Annotated in this window: 19 protein-coding genes; 17 read left to right on the top strand and 2 right to left on the bottom strand. The window is 54.7% G+C overall.

Translation table 11 applies throughout. From position 1 onward, the window contains the following. The first annotated feature begins 110 nt into the window (after positions 1–110). The 4 genes from tauA to tauD are packed head-to-tail and all read left to right on the top strand — an operon-like array spanning position 111 to position 3,533. The gene (tauA, locus tag CUN67_RS18410) at positions 111–1,091 is read left to right on the top strand and encodes a taurine ABC transporter substrate-binding protein (RefSeq protein ID WP_439332264.1); all 981 of its coding nucleotides are present in this window, start codon (positions 111–113) and stop codon (positions 1,089–1,091) included. An 11-nt stretch (positions 1,092–1,102) separates the two neighbouring features. Then, on the top strand, positions 1,103–1,870 hold the full coding sequence (tauB, locus tag CUN67_RS18405) for a taurine ABC transporter ATP-binding subunit (protein WP_208716722.1): 768 nt from the start codon (positions 1,103–1,105) through the stop codon (positions 1,868–1,870). Beyond that, positions 1,867–2,697 carry a taurine ABC transporter permease TauC gene (gene tauC / locus CUN67_RS18400; protein WP_208716721.1) on the top strand — a complete coding sequence of 277 codons (831 nt, stop codon included), beginning with the start codon at positions 1,867–1,869 and terminating at the stop codon, positions 2,695–2,697. The genes tauB and tauC overlap by 4 nt, the downstream gene beginning before the upstream one ends. Continuing rightward, positions 2,694–3,533 (top strand): taurine dioxygenase, encoded by an 840-nt coding sequence (gene tauD, locus CUN67_RS18395; RefSeq protein WP_208716720.1) that lies wholly within the window; start codon positions 2,694–2,696, stop codon positions 3,531–3,533. The genes tauC and tauD overlap by 4 nt, the downstream gene beginning before the upstream one ends. 212 nt (positions 3,534–3,745) lie before the next feature. Here the strand turns inward: tauD and CUN67_RS18390 are convergent, their stop codons facing one another. Further along, a complete protein-coding gene (locus tag CUN67_RS18390; protein WP_208716719.1) occupies positions 3,746–5,653 on the bottom strand; it encodes an ABC transporter ATP-binding protein in 1,908 nt (635 codons plus the stop codon). A 122-nt stretch (positions 5,654–5,775) separates the two neighbouring features. Here CUN67_RS18390 and kefG point away from each other — a divergent pair, with 122 nt between their 5' ends. The 4 genes from kefG to slyD all read left to right on the top strand — a co-directional run bounded on the left by kefG (position 5,776) and on the right by slyD (position 9,127). Continuing rightward, positions 5,776–6,327 (top strand): glutathione-regulated potassium-efflux system ancillary protein KefG, encoded by a 552-nt coding sequence (kefG, locus tag CUN67_RS18385; protein ID WP_208716718.1) that lies wholly within the window; start codon positions 5,776–5,778, stop codon positions 6,325–6,327. Beyond that, positions 6,327–8,132, top strand: coding sequence for a glutathione-regulated potassium-efflux system protein KefB (gene kefB, locus CUN67_RS18380; protein WP_208716717.1), 1,806 nt, complete (start codon positions 6,327–6,329; stop codon positions 8,130–8,132). Before kefG ends, kefB begins: the two co-directional genes overlap by 1 nt. Before the next feature lie 40 nt (positions 8,133–8,172). Then, positions 8,173–8,367: a YheV family putative zinc ribbon protein gene (locus tag CUN67_RS18375; protein WP_013510782.1), complete on the top strand. Its 195-nt coding sequence runs from the start codon at positions 8,173–8,175 to the stop codon at positions 8,365–8,367. A gap of 196 nt (positions 8,368–8,563) precedes the next feature. Continuing rightward, positions 8,564–9,127: a peptidylprolyl isomerase gene (gene slyD / locus CUN67_RS18370; protein WP_084877369.1), complete on the top strand. Its 564-nt coding sequence runs from the start codon at positions 8,564–8,566 to the stop codon at positions 9,125–9,127. Between the two features lie 35 nt (positions 9,128–9,162). Here slyD and CUN67_RS18365 read toward each other — a convergent pair whose 3' ends face one another. Then, on the bottom strand, positions 9,163–9,381 hold the full coding sequence (locus CUN67_RS18365) for a protein SlyX (protein ID WP_208716716.1): 219 nt from the start codon (positions 9,379–9,381) through the stop codon (positions 9,163–9,165). Between the two features lie 272 nt (positions 9,382–9,653). On the opposite strand from CUN67_RS18365, the gene fkpA reads away from it, so the two are divergent. The 9 genes from fkpA to CUN67_RS18320 form a co-directional block, all read left to right on the top strand. Next, the gene (fkpA, locus tag CUN67_RS18360) at positions 9,654–10,484 is read left to right on the top strand and encodes an FKBP-type peptidyl-prolyl cis-trans isomerase (RefSeq protein WP_208716715.1); all 831 of its coding nucleotides are present in this window, start codon (positions 9,654–9,656) and stop codon (positions 10,482–10,484) included. A 170-nt stretch (positions 10,485–10,654) separates the two neighbouring features. Continuing rightward, positions 10,655–11,377, top strand: coding sequence for a helix-turn-helix transcriptional regulator (locus tag CUN67_RS18355; protein ID WP_084877361.1), 723 nt, complete (start codon positions 10,655–10,657; stop codon positions 11,375–11,377). Continuing rightward, positions 11,377–11,763 (top strand): sulfurtransferase complex subunit TusD, encoded by a 387-nt coding sequence (tusD, locus tag CUN67_RS18350; RefSeq protein WP_208716714.1) that lies wholly within the window; start codon positions 11,377–11,379, stop codon positions 11,761–11,763. Before CUN67_RS18355 ends, tusD begins: the two co-directional genes overlap by 1 nt. After that, on the top strand, positions 11,763–12,122 hold the full coding sequence (gene tusC, locus CUN67_RS18345; RefSeq protein WP_208716713.1) for a sulfurtransferase complex subunit TusC: 360 nt from the start codon (positions 11,763–11,765) through the stop codon (positions 12,120–12,122). Before tusD ends, tusC begins: the two co-directional genes overlap by 1 nt. A 9-nt stretch (positions 12,123–12,131) precedes the next feature. After that, positions 12,132–12,419: a sulfurtransferase complex subunit TusB gene (gene tusB / locus CUN67_RS18340; RefSeq protein ID WP_208716712.1), complete on the top strand. Its 288-nt coding sequence runs from the start codon at positions 12,132–12,134 to the stop codon at positions 12,417–12,419. A gap of 130 nt (positions 12,420–12,549) precedes the next feature. After that, positions 12,550–12,924 (top strand): 30S ribosomal protein S12, encoded by a 375-nt coding sequence (gene rpsL / locus CUN67_RS18335; protein WP_003852912.1) that lies wholly within the window; start codon positions 12,550–12,552, stop codon positions 12,922–12,924. Between the two features lie 96 nt (positions 12,925–13,020). After that, complete coding sequence (gene rpsG / locus CUN67_RS18330) at positions 13,021–13,491, top strand: 30S ribosomal protein S7 (RefSeq protein ID WP_084877349.1); 471 nt, start codon at positions 13,021–13,023, stop codon at positions 13,489–13,491. 93 nt (positions 13,492–13,584) lie between these two features. Then, positions 13,585–15,699, top strand: a complete 2,115-nt coding sequence (gene fusA, locus CUN67_RS18325; RefSeq protein WP_208716711.1) for an elongation factor G — start codon at positions 13,585–13,587, stop codon at positions 15,697–15,699. 70 nt (positions 15,700–15,769) lie between these two features. Continuing rightward, the coding region (locus CUN67_RS18320; protein ID WP_208717263.1) for an elongation factor Tu at positions 15,770–16,773 on the top strand (1,004 nt) is incomplete at its 3' end.

Here is a 16,773-nt window from a genome sequence, read left to right as displayed (position 1 = left end):
GCCCGATGTTGATCTAAGAACCGATTTTCATTAGGGATAATTTTTAATTCCTTTATGAAACCATTGCTGCTGGCGACACTGCACCCAACATAAAAATATTGGGGTGCAAGATGATGGCAGTGAAGAAAACCATAACCACGTTAGCCGCAGCGCTGGCGTTGCTGACCTTCCAGGCCGAGGCGGTTAACGTCACGGTGGCTTATCAAACCTCGGCGGAACCGGCCAAGGTGGCACAGGCCGATAACACCTTTGCCAAAGAGAGCGGAGCCAGCGTTGACTGGCGCAAGTTCGATAGCGGGGCCAGTGTGTTGCGCGCCCTGGCCTCCGGTGATGTGCAGATTGGCAATATCGGCTCCAGCCCGCTGGCGGTAGCCGCCACGCAACAACTGCCGATTGAAGCCTTCCTGTTAGCGTCGCAGCTCGGTAATTCCGAGGCGTTGGTGGTGAAGAAATCCATCAGCACCCCCAAAGATCTGATCGGCAAACGTATTGCCGTCCCCTTTATCTCCACCACCCACTACAGCCTGCTGGCCGCGCTGAAGCACTGGGGCATCAAACCGACTGACGTGCAACTGGTTAACCTGCAACCGCCAGCGATTATTGCGGCCTGGCAGCGTGGCGATATTGACGGGGCTTACGTCTGGGCACCGGCGGTTAATGAACTGGAAAAGGATGGCAAGGTGCTGACTGACTCCTCTCAGGTCGGCAAATGGGGAGCGCCGACGCTGGATGTGTGGGTGGTACGTAAAGACTTTGCGCAGCAGCACCCGGAAATCGTCACGGCGTTTGCCCGTAGCGCGCTGGATGCGCAGAAAGCCTATATCGATAACCCGCAACAGTGGCTGAAACAGCCCGATAACCTCAGCAAACTGGCTCGTTTGAGTGGCGTGCCGGAAGCGCAGGTGCCGGGATTGGTTGAGGGCAACACCTATCTGACCGCACAGCAGCAGCTGGAGCAACTCGGCAAACCGGTGAATAAGGCGATTGTTGATACCGCACACTTCCTGAAAGAGCAGGGCAAGGTGCCGGATGCGGCCAGTGATTACAGCAGTTACGTGACCACCCGCTTCGTTGCCCCCTTAGTGAAATAACCGGAGGTCGTATGCTCAGCATCACCCATCTTAACGCGCGTTACGCCGGACAGCCTGCGTTGCAGGACATCAACCTGCAACTGGATCAGCGTGAACTGCTGGTGGTGCTGGGACCCTCCGGGTGTGGCAAAACTACGTTGCTGAATTTGATCGCCGGTTTTCTGCCGCTGGAATCCGGCAGCATCACGCTGGACGGTAAACAGGTCAATGGGCCGGGAGCTGAGCGTGGCGTGGTGTTTCAGAACGAAGGGTTGCTGCCGTGGCGCAACGTGATCGATAACGTCGCCTTTGGTTTGCAGCTGGCGGGGATGGCAAAAGCGGAACGCCATGCCATTGCCCGTCGCCTGATCCGTAAAGTCGGATTGGAAGGCGCGGAAAAGCGTTTTATCTGGCAGCTCTCTGGGGGTCAACGTCAGCGTGTGGGTATTGCCCGTGCGCTGGCAGCTGACCCTCAGCTGCTGCTGTTAGATGAACCCTTTGGTGCACTGGATGCCTTTACCCGCGAGCAGATGCAAACCCTGTTATTGACGCTGTGGCGCGATACCGGCAAGCAGATCCTGTTGATTACTCACGATATCGAAGAAGCGGTGTTTCTCGCCAGTGAACTGGTGCTGCTGTCGCCGGGGCCGGGGCGGGTGGTAGAACGTCTGAAACTCGATTTTGGCCAGCGTTTTGCCGACGGTGAACCCTGCCGCAGCATCAAATCCGATCCGGCGTTTATTGAACGGCGCGAATACGTGCTGAATCAGGTATTTGCTCAGCGGGAGGCGTTCGTATGAGTGCGTTAATTGATGATAAAGCGCGTGCGGCGCGTCCGCGTCGTCTGCGCTGGCCGTTGTCGCGTCAGCTGTCCCTGAGCCTGTTAAGCGTGGCGGTGTTGTTGCTGGTGTGGTGGGGGGTGACGGCACTGGGCTTGATTGCGCCGCTGTTTCTGCCACCACCGCAGCAGGTGTTGAAAAAGCTGCTGCTGATTGCCAGTCCACAGGGCTTTATGGACGCTACGTTATGGCAGCATCTCGGTGCCAGCCTGGCACGTATGCTGGTGGCGCTGTTCTTCGCTGCATTAATTGGCATTCCGGTAGGGATTGCTATGGGGCTGAGTCCGGCGATGCGTGGCCTGCTCGATCCGCTGATTGAACTTTATCGTCCGGTGCCGCCGCTGGCTTATTTACCGCTGATGGTGATTTGGTTTGGCATCGGCGAAACCTCAAAAATCTTACTGATTTATCTGGCGATTTTCGCTCCTGTCACCTTATCGACACTGGCGGGCGTGAAGAACGCCCAGCAGGTACGTATCCGCGCCGCGCTGGCGCTCGGTGCCACGCGCTGGCAGCTGTTGCGCTGGGTGATTTTGCCCGGCGCGCTCCCGGAAATCCTTACGGGCTTGCGTATTGGCCTCGGCGTCGGCTGGTCAACGCTGGTGGCGGCCGAACTGATCGCCGCCACGCGTGGACTGGGCTTTATGGTGCAGTCGGCGGGAGAGTTCCTGGCAACGGATGTGGTGCTGGCAGGCATCGCGGTGATTGCGTTGATCGCTTTTAGTTTAGAACTGGGTCTGCGCGCCTTGCAGCGCCGCCTGACGCCCTGGAATGGAGAACAGCAATGAACGAACGTGTGACTTTTACCGCGCTGGGGCCGTATATCGGTGCCCAGGTGAGCGAAGTCGATCTCAGCCGCCCGCTGAGCGATGCGCAATTTGAACAGCTTTATCATGGCCTGCTGCGTCATCAGGTGTTGTTCCTGCGTAATCAGGCGATTACGCCCGAGCAACAGCGTGCGCTGGCGGTGCGCTTCGGTGATTTACATATCCATCCGGTCTATCCTCATGCCGCCGGGGTGGAGGAAATCATCGTGCTGGATGCGCATCAGGACAACCCGCCCGATAACGATAGCTGGCACACCGATGTGACCTTTATCGAGACCCCTCCGGCGATCGCCATTCTGGCGGCTAAACTGTTGCCGGAAAGTGGCGGCGATACGCTGTGGGCCAGCGGCATTGCGGCTTATGAGGCGTTATCTGAACCGTTTAAAACCTTGCTGGCAGGATTGCAGGCGGAGCATGACTTTAAAAAGGCGTTCCAGGAGTTTAAATATCGCAAAACCGCTGAGGAACATCAGCGCTGGCAGCAGGCGGTGGCGAAGCACCCGCCGGTGCTGCATCCGGTGATCCGTACCCATCCGGTCAGCGGTCGCAAGGCGTTGTTCGTCAATGAAGGATTTACCACGCGCCTGGTCGGGGTGAGTGAGAAGGAGAGTGCCGCGCTGCTGGGCTTCCTGTTTGCACATAGCACCAAACCGGAGTTTCAGGTGCGCTGGCGCTGGCAGGAGCATGATGTGGCGATCTGGGATAACCGCGTGACGCAGCATTATGCCAATGCGGATTATTATCCGGCGCGCCGGGTGATGCATCGGGCAACGGTGTTAGGGGACAAACCGGTTTAAAACGCCCGTAGCGGGCTGCGACTGCGTTGCTGCGACGCGCCATGATACTCACATACTTTTGTATGCTCCGTTCATGGCGTGTCTGGCGCCTTGTCTCGCTCCGCTACGAACGTTTTAGCGACTCTGAGTCGTAGCGGCGCGATTTATCGCGCTCTTTTGACCTTTAAGGGGCAAAATACGCACGATAAATCGTGCCGCTACGGCATGTGCTGTCAGGGCGCAGCCAGCAGCTGCTCCAGCTGCTCCTGGGCATCCAGCCACGCCATTTCTGCTTCTTCCAGCGCCGATTTACTCTCGGCCTGACGTTGCAGCGCGGCGGTCAGATCCGCTTTGCGGCTTTGGTCGTAAATGGCGCTGTCGGACAGCAGCTGCTCGGCTTCGCTCAGCTGGCTCTGCCATTTCGCCATCTGCTTTTCGAGCTTCTCAATTTCTTTGCGCAGCGGCTGGGTTTGTACGCGTAACTCCGCCTCACGACGCTTCTGATCTTTGCGCGCCTGAGCGCTGTTGCCGCTTTCCTGCTTTGGTGCGGCATCCTGCTGTGCCTGCTGTTTTTGCAGGTCGCTCAGCCACTGCTGATAATCCTCAAGATCCCCTTCGAAGATATCCACTTTGCGATCATGTACCAGGTACAGATCGTCAGTGGTGGCGCGCAGCAAATGGCGGTCATGCGAGACCACCACCAGCGCGCCTTCAAAATCAATCAACGCTTCGGTCAGGGCCTGACGCATATCCAGATCGAGGTGGTTGGTCGGTTCATCGAGCAGCAGCAGGTTAGGGCGCTGCCAGACGATCAACGCCAGCACCAGGCGCGCCTTCTCGCCACCGGAGAAACGTTCGGTCACTTCGCTGACTTTATCGCCCTGGAAGCCAAAGCCGCCAAGGTAATCGCGCAGTTGCTGCTCCAGCGTTTTCGGCGCGATGCGCGCCAGGTGCTGCAACGGCGATTCGTCGGCACGCAGAAATTCCAGCTGGTGCTGGGCGAAGTAACCCAGCTTGATACCTTTCGCCAGCCCAATTTCACCCGCCAGCGGGGTTAACTCGCCTGCCAGCAGTTTGATTAACGTGGATTTACCTGCACCGTTACGCCCCAGCAGGCCAATACGTGAACCCGGTACCAGGTTAAGTTTGATGGCATCGAGAATGATGCGGTCGCCATAGCCTGCGGTGATCTTCTCCATTTTCAGTAATGGATTAGGCAGGCTTTCTGGTGCGCGGAAGCTGAAGCTGAACGGGTTATCAACGTGCGCAGGCGCAATCAGTTCCATGCGCTCCAGCATTTTGATACGGCTCTGTGCCTGTTTCGCTTTGGTCGCCTGGGCGCGGAAACGATCGATATAGCTTTGCAGATGCGCCACTTTCTCCTGCTGGCTTTGATACAGCGCCTGTTGCTGCGCCAGTTTGGCGACGCGCTGACGCTCAAACGAACTGTAGTTGCCGGTGTATTCAAACATCGTCTGTTGTTCGATGTGAATGATCTTATCCACCACCGGATCGAGGAAATCGCGGTCATGCGAAATCAGGATCAACGTACCTTCGTAGCTTTTTAACCACCGCTCCAGCCAGATCACCGCATCAAGATCGAGGTGGTTGGTTGGTTCATCGAGCAGCAGCAAATCAGAACGACACACCAGCGCCTGTGCGAGGTTGAGGCGCATACGCCAGCCGCCGGAGAAGTCGCTGACCGGGCGCTGGAGCTGTTCCTGGGAGAAACCGAGACCATGCAGCAGGCTGGAGGCGCGTGCCGGGATACTCCAGGCCTGGATCGCATCCAGCTTGCCGTGCAGCAGCGCGATGGCGTTGCCATCGTTACGCGCGTTAGCATCGGCTAATTCAGATTCCAGCTGACGATATTCGCGGTCGCCGTCGATAACATATTCCAGCGCAGCTTTACTGAGCGCCGGGGTTTCCTGATTGACCCAGGCCAGCGCCCAGTTGCCAGGGAAGGTCGCGCTACCGGCATCGCTGCTCATCTCACCTTTGAGCAGTGACAGCAGCGTGGATTTGCCGCAGCCGTTTTTACCCACCAGGCCAACTTTCTGCCCGGGGTTGATGGTTGCGGTAGCGTTATCCAGCAGCACGTTGGTGCCGCGACGAATTTGTAACGAGGAAAAGACAATCATAAGCGCCGTATCGTCAGAATATGTTAATTTACTGGCAACATAATTAGATGAACTGTTTAGTTGCGTCGAGCATGGTAGCGGAATTCCTGCGCTGTGACGATGCTTTGCTTTGGAGGGGAACGATGTCGCAGCCACCCAAAATCCTGCTGCTTTACGCCCATCCGGAATCTCAGGATTCGATTGCCAATCGGGTTTTGCTGCAGTCGGCTATGGAACTGGACCACGTCACGGTACACGATTTATACGCCCACTATCCGGATTTCTTTATTGATATTCACTACGAGCAACAACTGCTGCGCGAACATCAAATCGTGGTTTTCCAGCATCCGTTATATACCTACAGCTGCCCGGCATTGCTGAAAGAGTGGCTGGATCGGGTGCTGTCACGCGGCTTCGCCAGTGGCGTGGATGGCAATGCGCTGGAGGGCAAATACTGGCGCAGCGTCGTCACCACCGGCGAGCCGGAAACCGCTTATCACCATCATGGCCTCAACCGTTATCCGATGAGCGACATCATGCGCCCGTTTGAGCTGACGGCGCAGATGTGCCGAATGCACTGGATGACGCCGATGGTGATTTACTGGGCGCGGCGTCAGACGCCGGAAGTATTGCGTAATTTTGCCCAAGCCTACAGCGACTGGCTCTCGTCACCGCTACCGCAGGGAGGTGTGTAATGGAAGGACAAACGTTGCTTACCGCCGGTGTTATCTATCTGGTGGCGGCGGTGCTGATCGTACCGATTGCAGCACGACTGGGCATCGGCGCGGTGCTGGGCTACCTGCTGGCAGGTATTGCCATCGGGCCGTGGGGATTGGGTTTTATCAGCGACGTGGACGAGATTCTGCACTTCTCTGAACTCGGCGTAGTATTCCTGATGTTTATCATCGGCCTGGAACTGAACCCGGCGAAACTCTGGGCGCTGCGGCGTTCGATTTTTGGTGTGGGTGCGGCCCAGGTGCTGATCTCTGCCGCAATTCTCGGGGTGCTGTTGTGGCTGACTGATTTCTCCTGGCAGGCGGCAGTGATTGGCGGCATCGGTCTGGCAATGTCCTCGACGGCGATGGCGCTGCAATTGATGCGTGATAAAGGCATGAATCGCAGCGAAGCCGGGCAGCTTGGTTTCTCGGTGCTGCTGTTCCAGGATTTAGCGGTGATCCCGGCGCTGGCGCTGGTGCCGCTGCTGGCGGGAGGTGGTGACAGCGGTCATGTGGACTGGCTGAAAGTCGGCATGAAAGTGCTGGCATTTGCCGGGATGCTGATTGGTGGTCGCTTTTTGCTGCGGCCGATTTTCCGCTTTATTGCCGCATCAGGTGTGCGTGAAGTCTTTACTGCGGCTTCACTGCTGCTGGTGCTTGGCTCGGCGTTATTTATGGATGCGCTCGGCCTGTCGATGGCGCTGGGGACCTTTATCGCCGGTATCCTGCTGGCGGAAAGTGAGTATCGCCATGAGCTGGAAGTGGCCATCGAACCCTTTAAGGGGCTGCTGCTGGGGCTGTTCTTTATCTCCGTCGGCATGGCGCTTAATCTCGGTGTGCTCTACACCCATATCCTGGAAATCGTGCTTGGCGTGGTGATTCTGGTGGCGGTGAAAACGCTGGTGCTGTATGTGCTGGCGCGGGTGTATGGTCTGCGCAGCTCGGAGCGTCAGCAGTTTGCCGGGGTGCTCAGCCAGGGCGGAGAGTTTGCCTTCGTGCTGTTCTCGGCCGCAGCGTCGGCAAAGCTGTTTAGTGGTGATCAACTGCCGCTGTTGCTGGTGACCGTCACGTTGTCAATGATGACTACGCCACTGCTGATGCAGGGGATTGATCGTCTGCTGGCACGTCGCTTTAATGAACCGGAAGAAGATAGTGAGAAGCCCTTTGTCGAAGATGATCAACCCCAGGTGATTGTGGTGGGCTTTGGTCGTTTCGGTCAGGTGGTGGGCCGTCTGCTGATGGCAAATAACAAGCGTATCACGGTGCTGGAACGCGATATCTCAGCAGTTAGCCTGATGCGTAAATATGGCTACAAGGTTTACTATGGTGATGCGACCGAGCTGGAGCTGTTGCGCGCTGCGGGTGCGGCTACGGCGCAATCCATCGTCATTACCTGTAATGAACCGGAAGACGCCATGACGATTGTGCATCTCTGCCAGCAGCATTTCCCACAGTTGCAGATCCTCGCACGGGCCCGTGGCCGTGTGGAAGCCCATGAACTGATCCAGGCGGGCGTGACGCTGTTCTCGCGTGAAACGTTCTCCAGTGCGCTGGAGCTGGGACGCAAAGCGCTGATCTCACTGGGTATGCACCCCCATCAGGCGCAACGTGCTCAGCATCATTTCCGTCGTCTGGATATGCGTATGCTGCGGGAGTTGGTGCCCAACCAGACGGACAGCGCAACGGTTTCACGCGTGCGTGAGGCGCGTCGCGAGCTGGAGGATATCTTCCAGCGCGAAATGCAGCATGAAAAGCGTCAGTTTGATGGCTGGGATGATGAGTAACTACACTTACCTTATCCGTTGATGACGGGCAGGAAATAGTATGCGTAAACGTTTTATTGCCGGTGCGGTATGCCCGCACTGTCAGCAGAAAGACACGCTGGCCATGTGGCGTGAAAACAATGTGGATGTGGTGGAGTGCGTGAAGTGCGGCCATCAGATGCGTGAAGCCGATAAGCAGGTGCGCGATCAGGTTCGCAGTCAGGAACAGGTGATCGGCATTTTTCATCCCGAGTAGCGCAATGACCTGGCTTTTTTTAAGCTTAAACTTACAGCGGGATTGAATTCCGCTACAATCGGCGCCATTAACGCTGAGCAGAATGCGGCATTGCGTTGTCAGCATCCTCAGTCTTGAACCTTTCTGGTTGGTGTTTTTGCTCGCAAAAATGGACCAATGAGACGGGATTCGCAGTTCTCAACGGTTAGGAGATATCATGAAAGTAGCAAAAGACCTGGTGGTGAGCCTGGCGTATCAGGTTCGTACCGAAGACGGTGTGTTGGTTGACGAGTCACCGGTGAGTGCACCGTTGGACTATCTGCACGGCCATGGTTCCCTGATTTCTGGTCTGGAAAAAGCACTGGAAAATCATGCAGTAGGTGACAAGTTTGACGTGCATATCCCGGCAAACGACGCTTACGGTCAGTATGATGACAACCTGGTGCAGCGTGTACCGAAAGACGTATTTATGGGCGTTGACGAACTGCAGGTTGGCATGCGCTTCCTGGCAGAAACCGATCAGGGTCCGGTGCCGGTGGAAATCACCGAAGTGGAAGACGAGCACGTGGTGGTTGATGGTAACCACATGCTGGCGGGTCAGAACCTGAACTTCAACGTAGAAGTGGTTGCGATTCGTGAAGCAACACCGGAAGAACTGGCCCACGGCCACGTTCACGGTGAGCACGGTCACGACCATGATCACGACCACGACCATGACCACGGTCATGAACATGGCAAAGGCGGCTGCGGCGGCCACGGTGGTTGTGGCTGCAACCACTAAGTACTTGAAAGGCCACCCTCGCGGTGGCCTTTTCTTTAGTAGTGCGGCGGCGGGGTCTCTTCCGATTGCGACGCAATCATGGATGGCGCGGCAGCCTTAACCTTATCGATCAGCAGACGGACATGCTCACGCAGTTTGCTCATCTCCAGTTCATGCTGAACCACCGTCTGATTGAGTTGATCAATGGTATGTTCCTGAAAAGCCAGTTTGCTCTCCAGTGCCTCAAGGCGTTGTTCCCATTCTGATTGTTGCATCACCACTCCTCGTATCACGGTGCTTCCCGGTTGTTGGCCGCGATTCTAAGGCTTTTGCTCCAGAATCACCCGATTTTTCACCAGAATTAGCCAGGATGCTTGAATAGGGACATTATGTCACCATCTCTGATGAAACTTCCTGATGCAAAAAAGGTCAGAGGTTGACCGGATTATTATGTTGTGGGAGTGTTCGCCGCTGCCACGTAAAGTTATAGTGTGGGCCACAGTCCGCAATGATTCCCGGGGCGAGAGGCTTCGGTTTTGGAGAAAGGATGAAATCACTGTTTAAAGTCACATTGTTAGCTACCACTATGGCCGTCGTGCTGAACGCTCCGCTGGCAATGGCAGCAGAAGCTACCACTGCACCGGCTGATGCTGCTCAGGCAGCGCCGCAGGCACCGAAAAATGCTGCCTTCAAAAATGAAGATCAGCAATCAGCGTATGCGCTGGGCGCCTCCCTGGGTCGCTACATGGACAACTCTCTGAAGGAACAAGAGAAACTGGGTATCAAACTGGACAAACAACAGTTGATTGCTGGCGTTCAGGACGCATTTGGCGGTAAGAGCAAACTCTCTGATGAAGAGATCGAGCAAACCCTGCAGGCGTTTGAGGGCCGTGTGAAAGGCGCTGCCCAGGCGAAGATGGAAAAAGACGCAAAAGAGAACGCCGATAAAGGTGCCGCTTTTGCTGACAAATTCGCCAAAGAAAAAGGTGTGAAGAAAACTGAATCTGGCCTGCTCTATCAGGTTGAGAAAGAAGGCACCGGTGACGCGCCGAAAGACAGCGACACTGTGGTTGTGAACTACAAAGGTACGCTGATCGATGGTACCGAGTTCGACAACTCCTACACCCGTGGCGAGCCGCTGTCATTCCGTCTGGATGGTGTCATCCCAGGCTGGACTGAAGGCCTCAAGCACGTGAAGAAAGGCGGTAAGATCAAGCTGGTCATCCCACCGCAACTGGCTTACGGTAAAAACGGCGTGCCGGGTATTCCGGCTAACTCTACGCTGGTGTTTGATGTCGAGCTGCTTGATATCAAACCGGCGCCGAAAGCCGATGAGAAAGCACAGGCTCCGGCCGCTGCTGATAAGAAAGCGCAGTAATCTGCCAGCCGCCGCCCTCAGGGGCGGCGGTTTCATTTCCGCCGTATGACAAAGCTCTGGCATAAGCACTCGACATTTGCCAGACTAACGCCTGCACAACTACTACTATCAAAAAATGAGTCTGCCCCAGAGCTGCCGACAGGCTCCAGCCATTTAGGGTGATGTCTTCGATGTCTAATCCATTCAATCCCGGTGAACTGACTGACTTCGATTTACTGGAGCAACGTCCGTTTGAGCAAGCAGACTACGATATTCTGAAATCTTACGAAGCCGTGGTCGATGGCCTGGCGATGCTGATAGGTTCGCACTGTGAAATCGTGCTGCACTCGCTGGAAGATTTAAAATGCTCCGCGGTACGCATCGCTAATGGCGAGCACACCGGACGTAAAGTCGGATCGCCGATAACCGACCTGGCACTGCGCATGCTGCACGATATGCACGGTGCAGACAGCAATGTCTCAAAAGCCTACTTTACCCGCGCCAAAAGTGGCGTGCTGATGAAGTCGGTCACGATTGCGATTCGCAATCGCCAGCAGCGGGTGATTGGCCTGCTGTGTATCAATATGAACCTCGATGTGCCGTTTTCGCAGATTATGTCGACTTTTATGCCGCCAGAAATGCAGCAGGTCGATTCCAATGTGAACTTTGCCAGTTCGGTTGAAGACCTGGTGACGCAGACGCTGGAGTTCACGATTGAGGAAGTGAGTGCGGATCGCAACGTATCGAACAACGCCAAGAATCGTCAGGTTGTCCTCAATCTGTATGAGAAGGGGATTTTCGATATTAAAGATGCGATTAACCAGGTTGCCGATCGCCTCAATATTTCTAAGCACACGGTGTATCTCTATATTCGTCAGTTCAAGAGTGGCGACTTTCAGGGCCAGGATCGTTAATGCGCTATACCTTGCTGGTCACCGGTCCGGCTTATGGAACACAACATGCCAGCAGCGCGTTACTGTTTGCACGGGCGTTGCTACAGGCCGGGCATCAGCTGGAAAGCGTGTTTTTCTATCGTGAAGGAGTACTCAACGCGAATCAGCTTACCGCTCCGGCCAGTGATGAAGTGGACCTGGTGCGTGAGTGGCAGCAGCTGCATCAGCTACATGGCGTGGCGTTGAATATCTGTGTGGCGGCGGCCTTGCGGCGTGGCGTCACTGACGCTCAGGAAGCGGCACGATTGCAGCTGGCGGGCAGTAACCTGCAAGCTGGCTTTGTTTTAAGCGGGCTGGGCGCATTGGCGGAAGCCGCTCTAACCTGTGACCGTCTGGTGCAATTCTGATGAATTCTGTCGCTTTTCTCTTTACCCAACCTCCCCATGGCAGCAGTGCTGGCAGGGAAGGGCTGGATGCCGTGCTGGCTACGGCAGCCCTCAGTGAGGACATTGCATTGTTTTTTATTGGCGATGGAGTGCTGCAACTGAATTGCCATCAGCAACCTGAGCCGATTCTGGCACGCAACTATATCGCCACTTTTGGCGTGCTGGCGCTGTACGATATCGATCAGTGTTTTGTCTGCGAAGAGTCGCTGCTGGCGCGAGGGCTGGATGCGACGTCACCGCGTGTGATGCCGGTTGCGGTGCTGGACGCGTCAACCCTGCGCCAGAAACTGGCGACTTATCACCGTATTATTCGTTTCTGAGACTTCATTATGCTGTACACGCTCATGCATTCACCCTGGCAATGCGATATCGACACCTTACTGATGCTGTTGCAGAAGGAAGACGATCTGTTGCTGCTACAGGATGGAGTCACGGCAGCTTTGTCAGGCAGTGCCATGCTTAAAAAGCTTCTTAACTCCCCGGCGACGGTGTGGGTACTACGGGAAGACGTGGCGGCACGCGGCCTGACTGCGCAAATTTCGACCAGTCTACCCTGTGTGGACTATACTGAATTCGTTGCTTTAACGGCGAAGCACCAACAGCAAATAACCTGGTAATGCGCTTAAACCTGGTTATTTCTTGACACCCTTTTGACACAGCCCTAAAATTCTGCCTCCTCGTAGTAATACGAGGCGATTTATTACGTGTTTACGAAGCAAAAGCTAAAGCAAATCCAGGAGCTATTTAATGGCAACAGTTAACCAGCTGGTTCGCAAACCACGCGTCCGCAAAGTTGCAAAGAGCAACGTGCCGGCGCTGGAAGCTTGCCCGCAAAAACGTGGTGTTTGTACTCGTGTGTACACCACCACCCCGAAAAAACCTAACTCAGCGCTGCGTAAAGTATGCCGTGTGCGTCTGACCAACGGTTTCGAAGTGACTTCCTACATCGGTGGTGAAGGTCACAACCTGCAGGAGCACTCCGTGATCCTGATCCGTGGCGGTCGTGTTAAAGACCTGCCAGGTGTGCGTTACCACACCGTTCGTGGCGCGCTGGACTGCTCAGGTGTTAAAGACCGTAAGCAGGCTCGCTCCAAGTATGGTGTGAAGAAGCCAAAGGCTTAATGGTTCTCCGTTAAGTAAGGCCAAACGTTTTAACTTAAATGTCAAACTAAACTCGTAGAGTTTTGGACAATCCTGAATTAACAACGGAGTATTTCCATGCCACGTCGTCGCGTCATTGGTCAGCGTAAAATTCTGCCGGATCCTAAGTTCGGATCAGAGCTGCTGGCTAAATTTGTAAATATCCTGATGGTTGATGGTAAAAAATCAACTGCAGAATCAATCGTTTATACCGCTCTTGAGACCCTGGCTCAACGTTCTGGTAAAAACGCCCTGGAAGCTTTTGATGTTGCCCTCGAAAACGTGCGCCCGACTGTAGAAGTTAAGTCTCGCCGTGTTGGTGGTTCAACTTATCAGGTTCCAGTTGAAGTCCGTCCGGTCCGTCGTAATGCTCTGGCAATGCGTTGGATCGTAGATGCTGCTCGTAAACGCGGTGATAAATCTATGGCTCTGCGCCTGGCGAACGAACTTTCTGACGCTGCAGAAAACAAAGGTACTGCAGTTAAGAAACGTGAAGACGTTCACCGTATGGCAGAAGCCAACAAGGCGTTCGCACACTACCGCTGGTAATAACCACGTAGTTGTTGTTAAACCAGCGGGCGCTCGAATAGCCAACCCGCTGGGGTCGACTAACTTTGAACGTCCGAGAATCAGAGGAATCAAATGGCTCGTACAACACCCATTGCGCGCTACCGTAACATCGGTATCAGCGCACACATTGACGCCGGTAAAACTACCACTACCGAGCGTATCCTGTTCTACACCGGTGTTAACCACAAAATCGGTGAAGTGCATGATGGCGCAGCGACCATGGACTGGATGGCCCAGGAGCAGGAGCGTGGTATTACTATCACCTCTGCAGCGACTACCGCGTTCTGGTCTGGTATGGCTAAGCAGTTTGAGCCGCACCGCATCAACATCATTGACACCCCGGGACACGTTGACTTCACCATCGAAGTAGAACGTTCCATGCGTGTGCTCGACGGCGCAGTAATGGTTTACTGTGCAGTAGGTGGCGTGCAGCCGCAGTCTGAAACCGTATGGCGTCAGGCTAACAAATATAAAGTTCCACGCATTGCGTTCGTTAACAAAATGGACCGCATGGGTGCAAACTTCCTGAAAGTTGTAGGCCAGATTGAAAGCCGTCTGGGCGCGACTCCGGTACCTCTGCAGCTGGCTATCGGCGCAGAAGAGAACTTCACCGGTGTTGTTGACCTGATCAAAATGAAAGCCATCAACTGGAACGATGAAGATCAGGGCGTTACCTTCGTTTACGAAGATATCCCGGCTAACATGCAGGAACTGGCTGAAGAATGGCGCCAGAAACTGATCGAGTCTGCTGCTGAAGCTTCTGACGAGCTGATGGAGAAATTCTTTGGTGGCGAAGAGCTGTCTGAAGAAGAGATCAAATCTGCTCTGCGTAAGCGCGTTCTGAACAACGAAATCATCCTGGTTACCTGTGGTTCTGCATTTAAGAACAAAGGTGTTCAGGCGATGCTGGATGCAGTTGTTGAGTACCTGCCGGCTCCGACCGACGTACCTGCAATCAACGGCATGCTGGACGATGGCAAAGACACCCCGGCTGAGCGTCACGCAAGTGATGACGAGCCGTTCTCTGCTCTGGCGTTCAAAATCGCAACTGACCCGTTTGTAGGTAACCTGACGTTCTTCCGCGTGTACTCTGGCGTGGTTAACTCCGGTGACACCGTACTGAACTCAGTGAAATCTGCACGTGAGCGTTTTGGTCGTATCGTTCAGATGCACGCCAACAAACGTGAAGAGATCAGCGAAGTTCGTGCAGGTGACATCGCCGCTGCTATCGGTCTGAAAGACGTTATCACCGGTGACACTCTGTGTGATCCGAACAATGTGATCATTCTGGAGCGTATGGAGTTCCCTGAGCCGGTAATCTCTATCGCTGTTGAGCCGAAAACCAAAGCTGACCAGGAAAAAATGGGTCTGGCTCTGGGTCGTCTGGCGAAAGAAGACCCGTCATTCCGCGTATGGACTGACGAAGAGTCTAACCAGACCATCATCGCTGGTATGGGTGAGCTGCACCTCGACATCATCGTTGACCGCATGAAGCGTGAATTCAACGTTGAAGCGAACGTAGGTAAACCTCAGGTTGCTTACCGTGAAGCGATCCGCGCGAAAGTTACCGATGTTGAAGGTAAACACGCGAAACAGTCTGGTGGTCGTGGTCAGTACGGTCACGTTGTGATCGACATGTACCCGCTGGAGCCAGGTTCGAACCCGAAAGGTTACGAATTCATCAACGACATTAAAGGTGGTGTGATTCCTGGTGAATACATCCCTGCCGTTGATAAAGGTATCCAGGAGCAGCTGAAATCTGGTCCGCTGGCTGGTTATCCGGTAGTAGACCTGGGTGTGCGTCTGCACTTCGGTTCTTACCATGATGTCGACTCCTCAGAGCTGGCATTTAAACTGGCTGCTTCTATCGCCTTTAAACAAGGCTTTAAGCAAGCGAAACCTGTTCTGCTTGAGCCGATCATGAAGGTTGAAGTAGAGACTCCGGAAGAGCACACCGGTGACGTTATCGGTGACCTGAGCAGACGTCGTGGTATGCTTAAAGGGCAGGAATCTAACGCTACTGGCGTTGAGATTCACGCTGAGGTTCCGCTGTCTGAAATGTTCGGATACGCAACCCAGCTGCGTTCTCTGACCAAAGGCCGTGCTTCTTACTCCATGGAGTTCCTGAAGTACGATGATGCGCCGAACAACGTCGCTCAGGCCGTTATTGAAGCTCGTGGCAAATAAGGCTACGGTTTAAAAATTGTGAACAGATGCCTCTATCCTTGATAGAGGCATAACAGTAAGGATTATCGCCATGGCGAAAGAGCAATTTCAACGTAACAAACTGCACGTAAACGTGGGCACCATCGGTCACGTTGACCACGGTAAAACCACTCTGACTGCTGCGATCACCACCGTTCTGGCTAAAACCTACGGCGGCCAGGCTCGTGCATTTGACCAGATCGACAACGCGCCGGAAGAGAAGGCTCGTGGTATCACCATCAACACTTCACACGTTGAGTACGAAACCCCGACTCGCCACTACGCGCACGTTGACTGCCCGGGCCACGCCGACTACGTGAAAAACATGATCACCGGTGCTGCTCAGATGGACGGCGCTCCGTACATCATCGTGTTCCTGAACAAGTGTGACATGGTTGATGACGAAGAGCTGCTGGAACTGGTTGAGATGGAAGTTCGTGACCTGCTGTCACAGTACGACTTCCCGGGCGACGACACGCCGATCGTTCGTGGTTCAGCTCTGAAAGCGCTGGAAGGCGAAGCAGAGTGGGAAGCGAAAATCGTTGAGCTGGCTGGNCACCTGGATACTTACATCCCGGATCCGGTTCGTGCTATCGACCTGCCGTTCCTGCTGCCGATCGAAGACGTATTCTCAATCTCTGGCCGTGGTACCGTTGTTACCGGTCGTGTTGAGCGCGGCATCGTGAAAGTNGGCGANGAAGTTGAAATCGTTGGTATCAAAGCGACTGCNAAATCAACCTGTACTGGCGTTGAAATGTTCCGCAAACTGCTGGATCAGGGTCAGGCTGGTGAAAACTGTGGTGTTCTGCTGCGCGGTATCAAGCGTGAAGACATCCAGCGTGGTCAGGTACTGGCTAAGCCGGGTACCATCAAGCCGCACACTCAGTTCGAGTCAGAAGTTTACGTTCTGTCTAAAGACGAAGGCGGCCGTCATACTCCGTTCTTCAAAGGCTACCGTCCTCAGTTCTACTTCCGTACAACTGACGTAACCGGTTCAGTAGAACTGCCGGAAGGCGTAGAGATGGTAATGCCGGGCGACAACATCAAAATGGTTGT

The sequence above is a fragment of the Pantoea cypripedii genome, assembly GCF_011395035.1.
Lineage (GTDB): Bacteria > Pseudomonadota > Gammaproteobacteria > Enterobacterales > Enterobacteriaceae > Pantoea > Pantoea cypripedii_A.
Note: the sequence above shows the minus strand (reverse complement) of the source record. Positions and strands in the feature narration are given on the sequence as shown.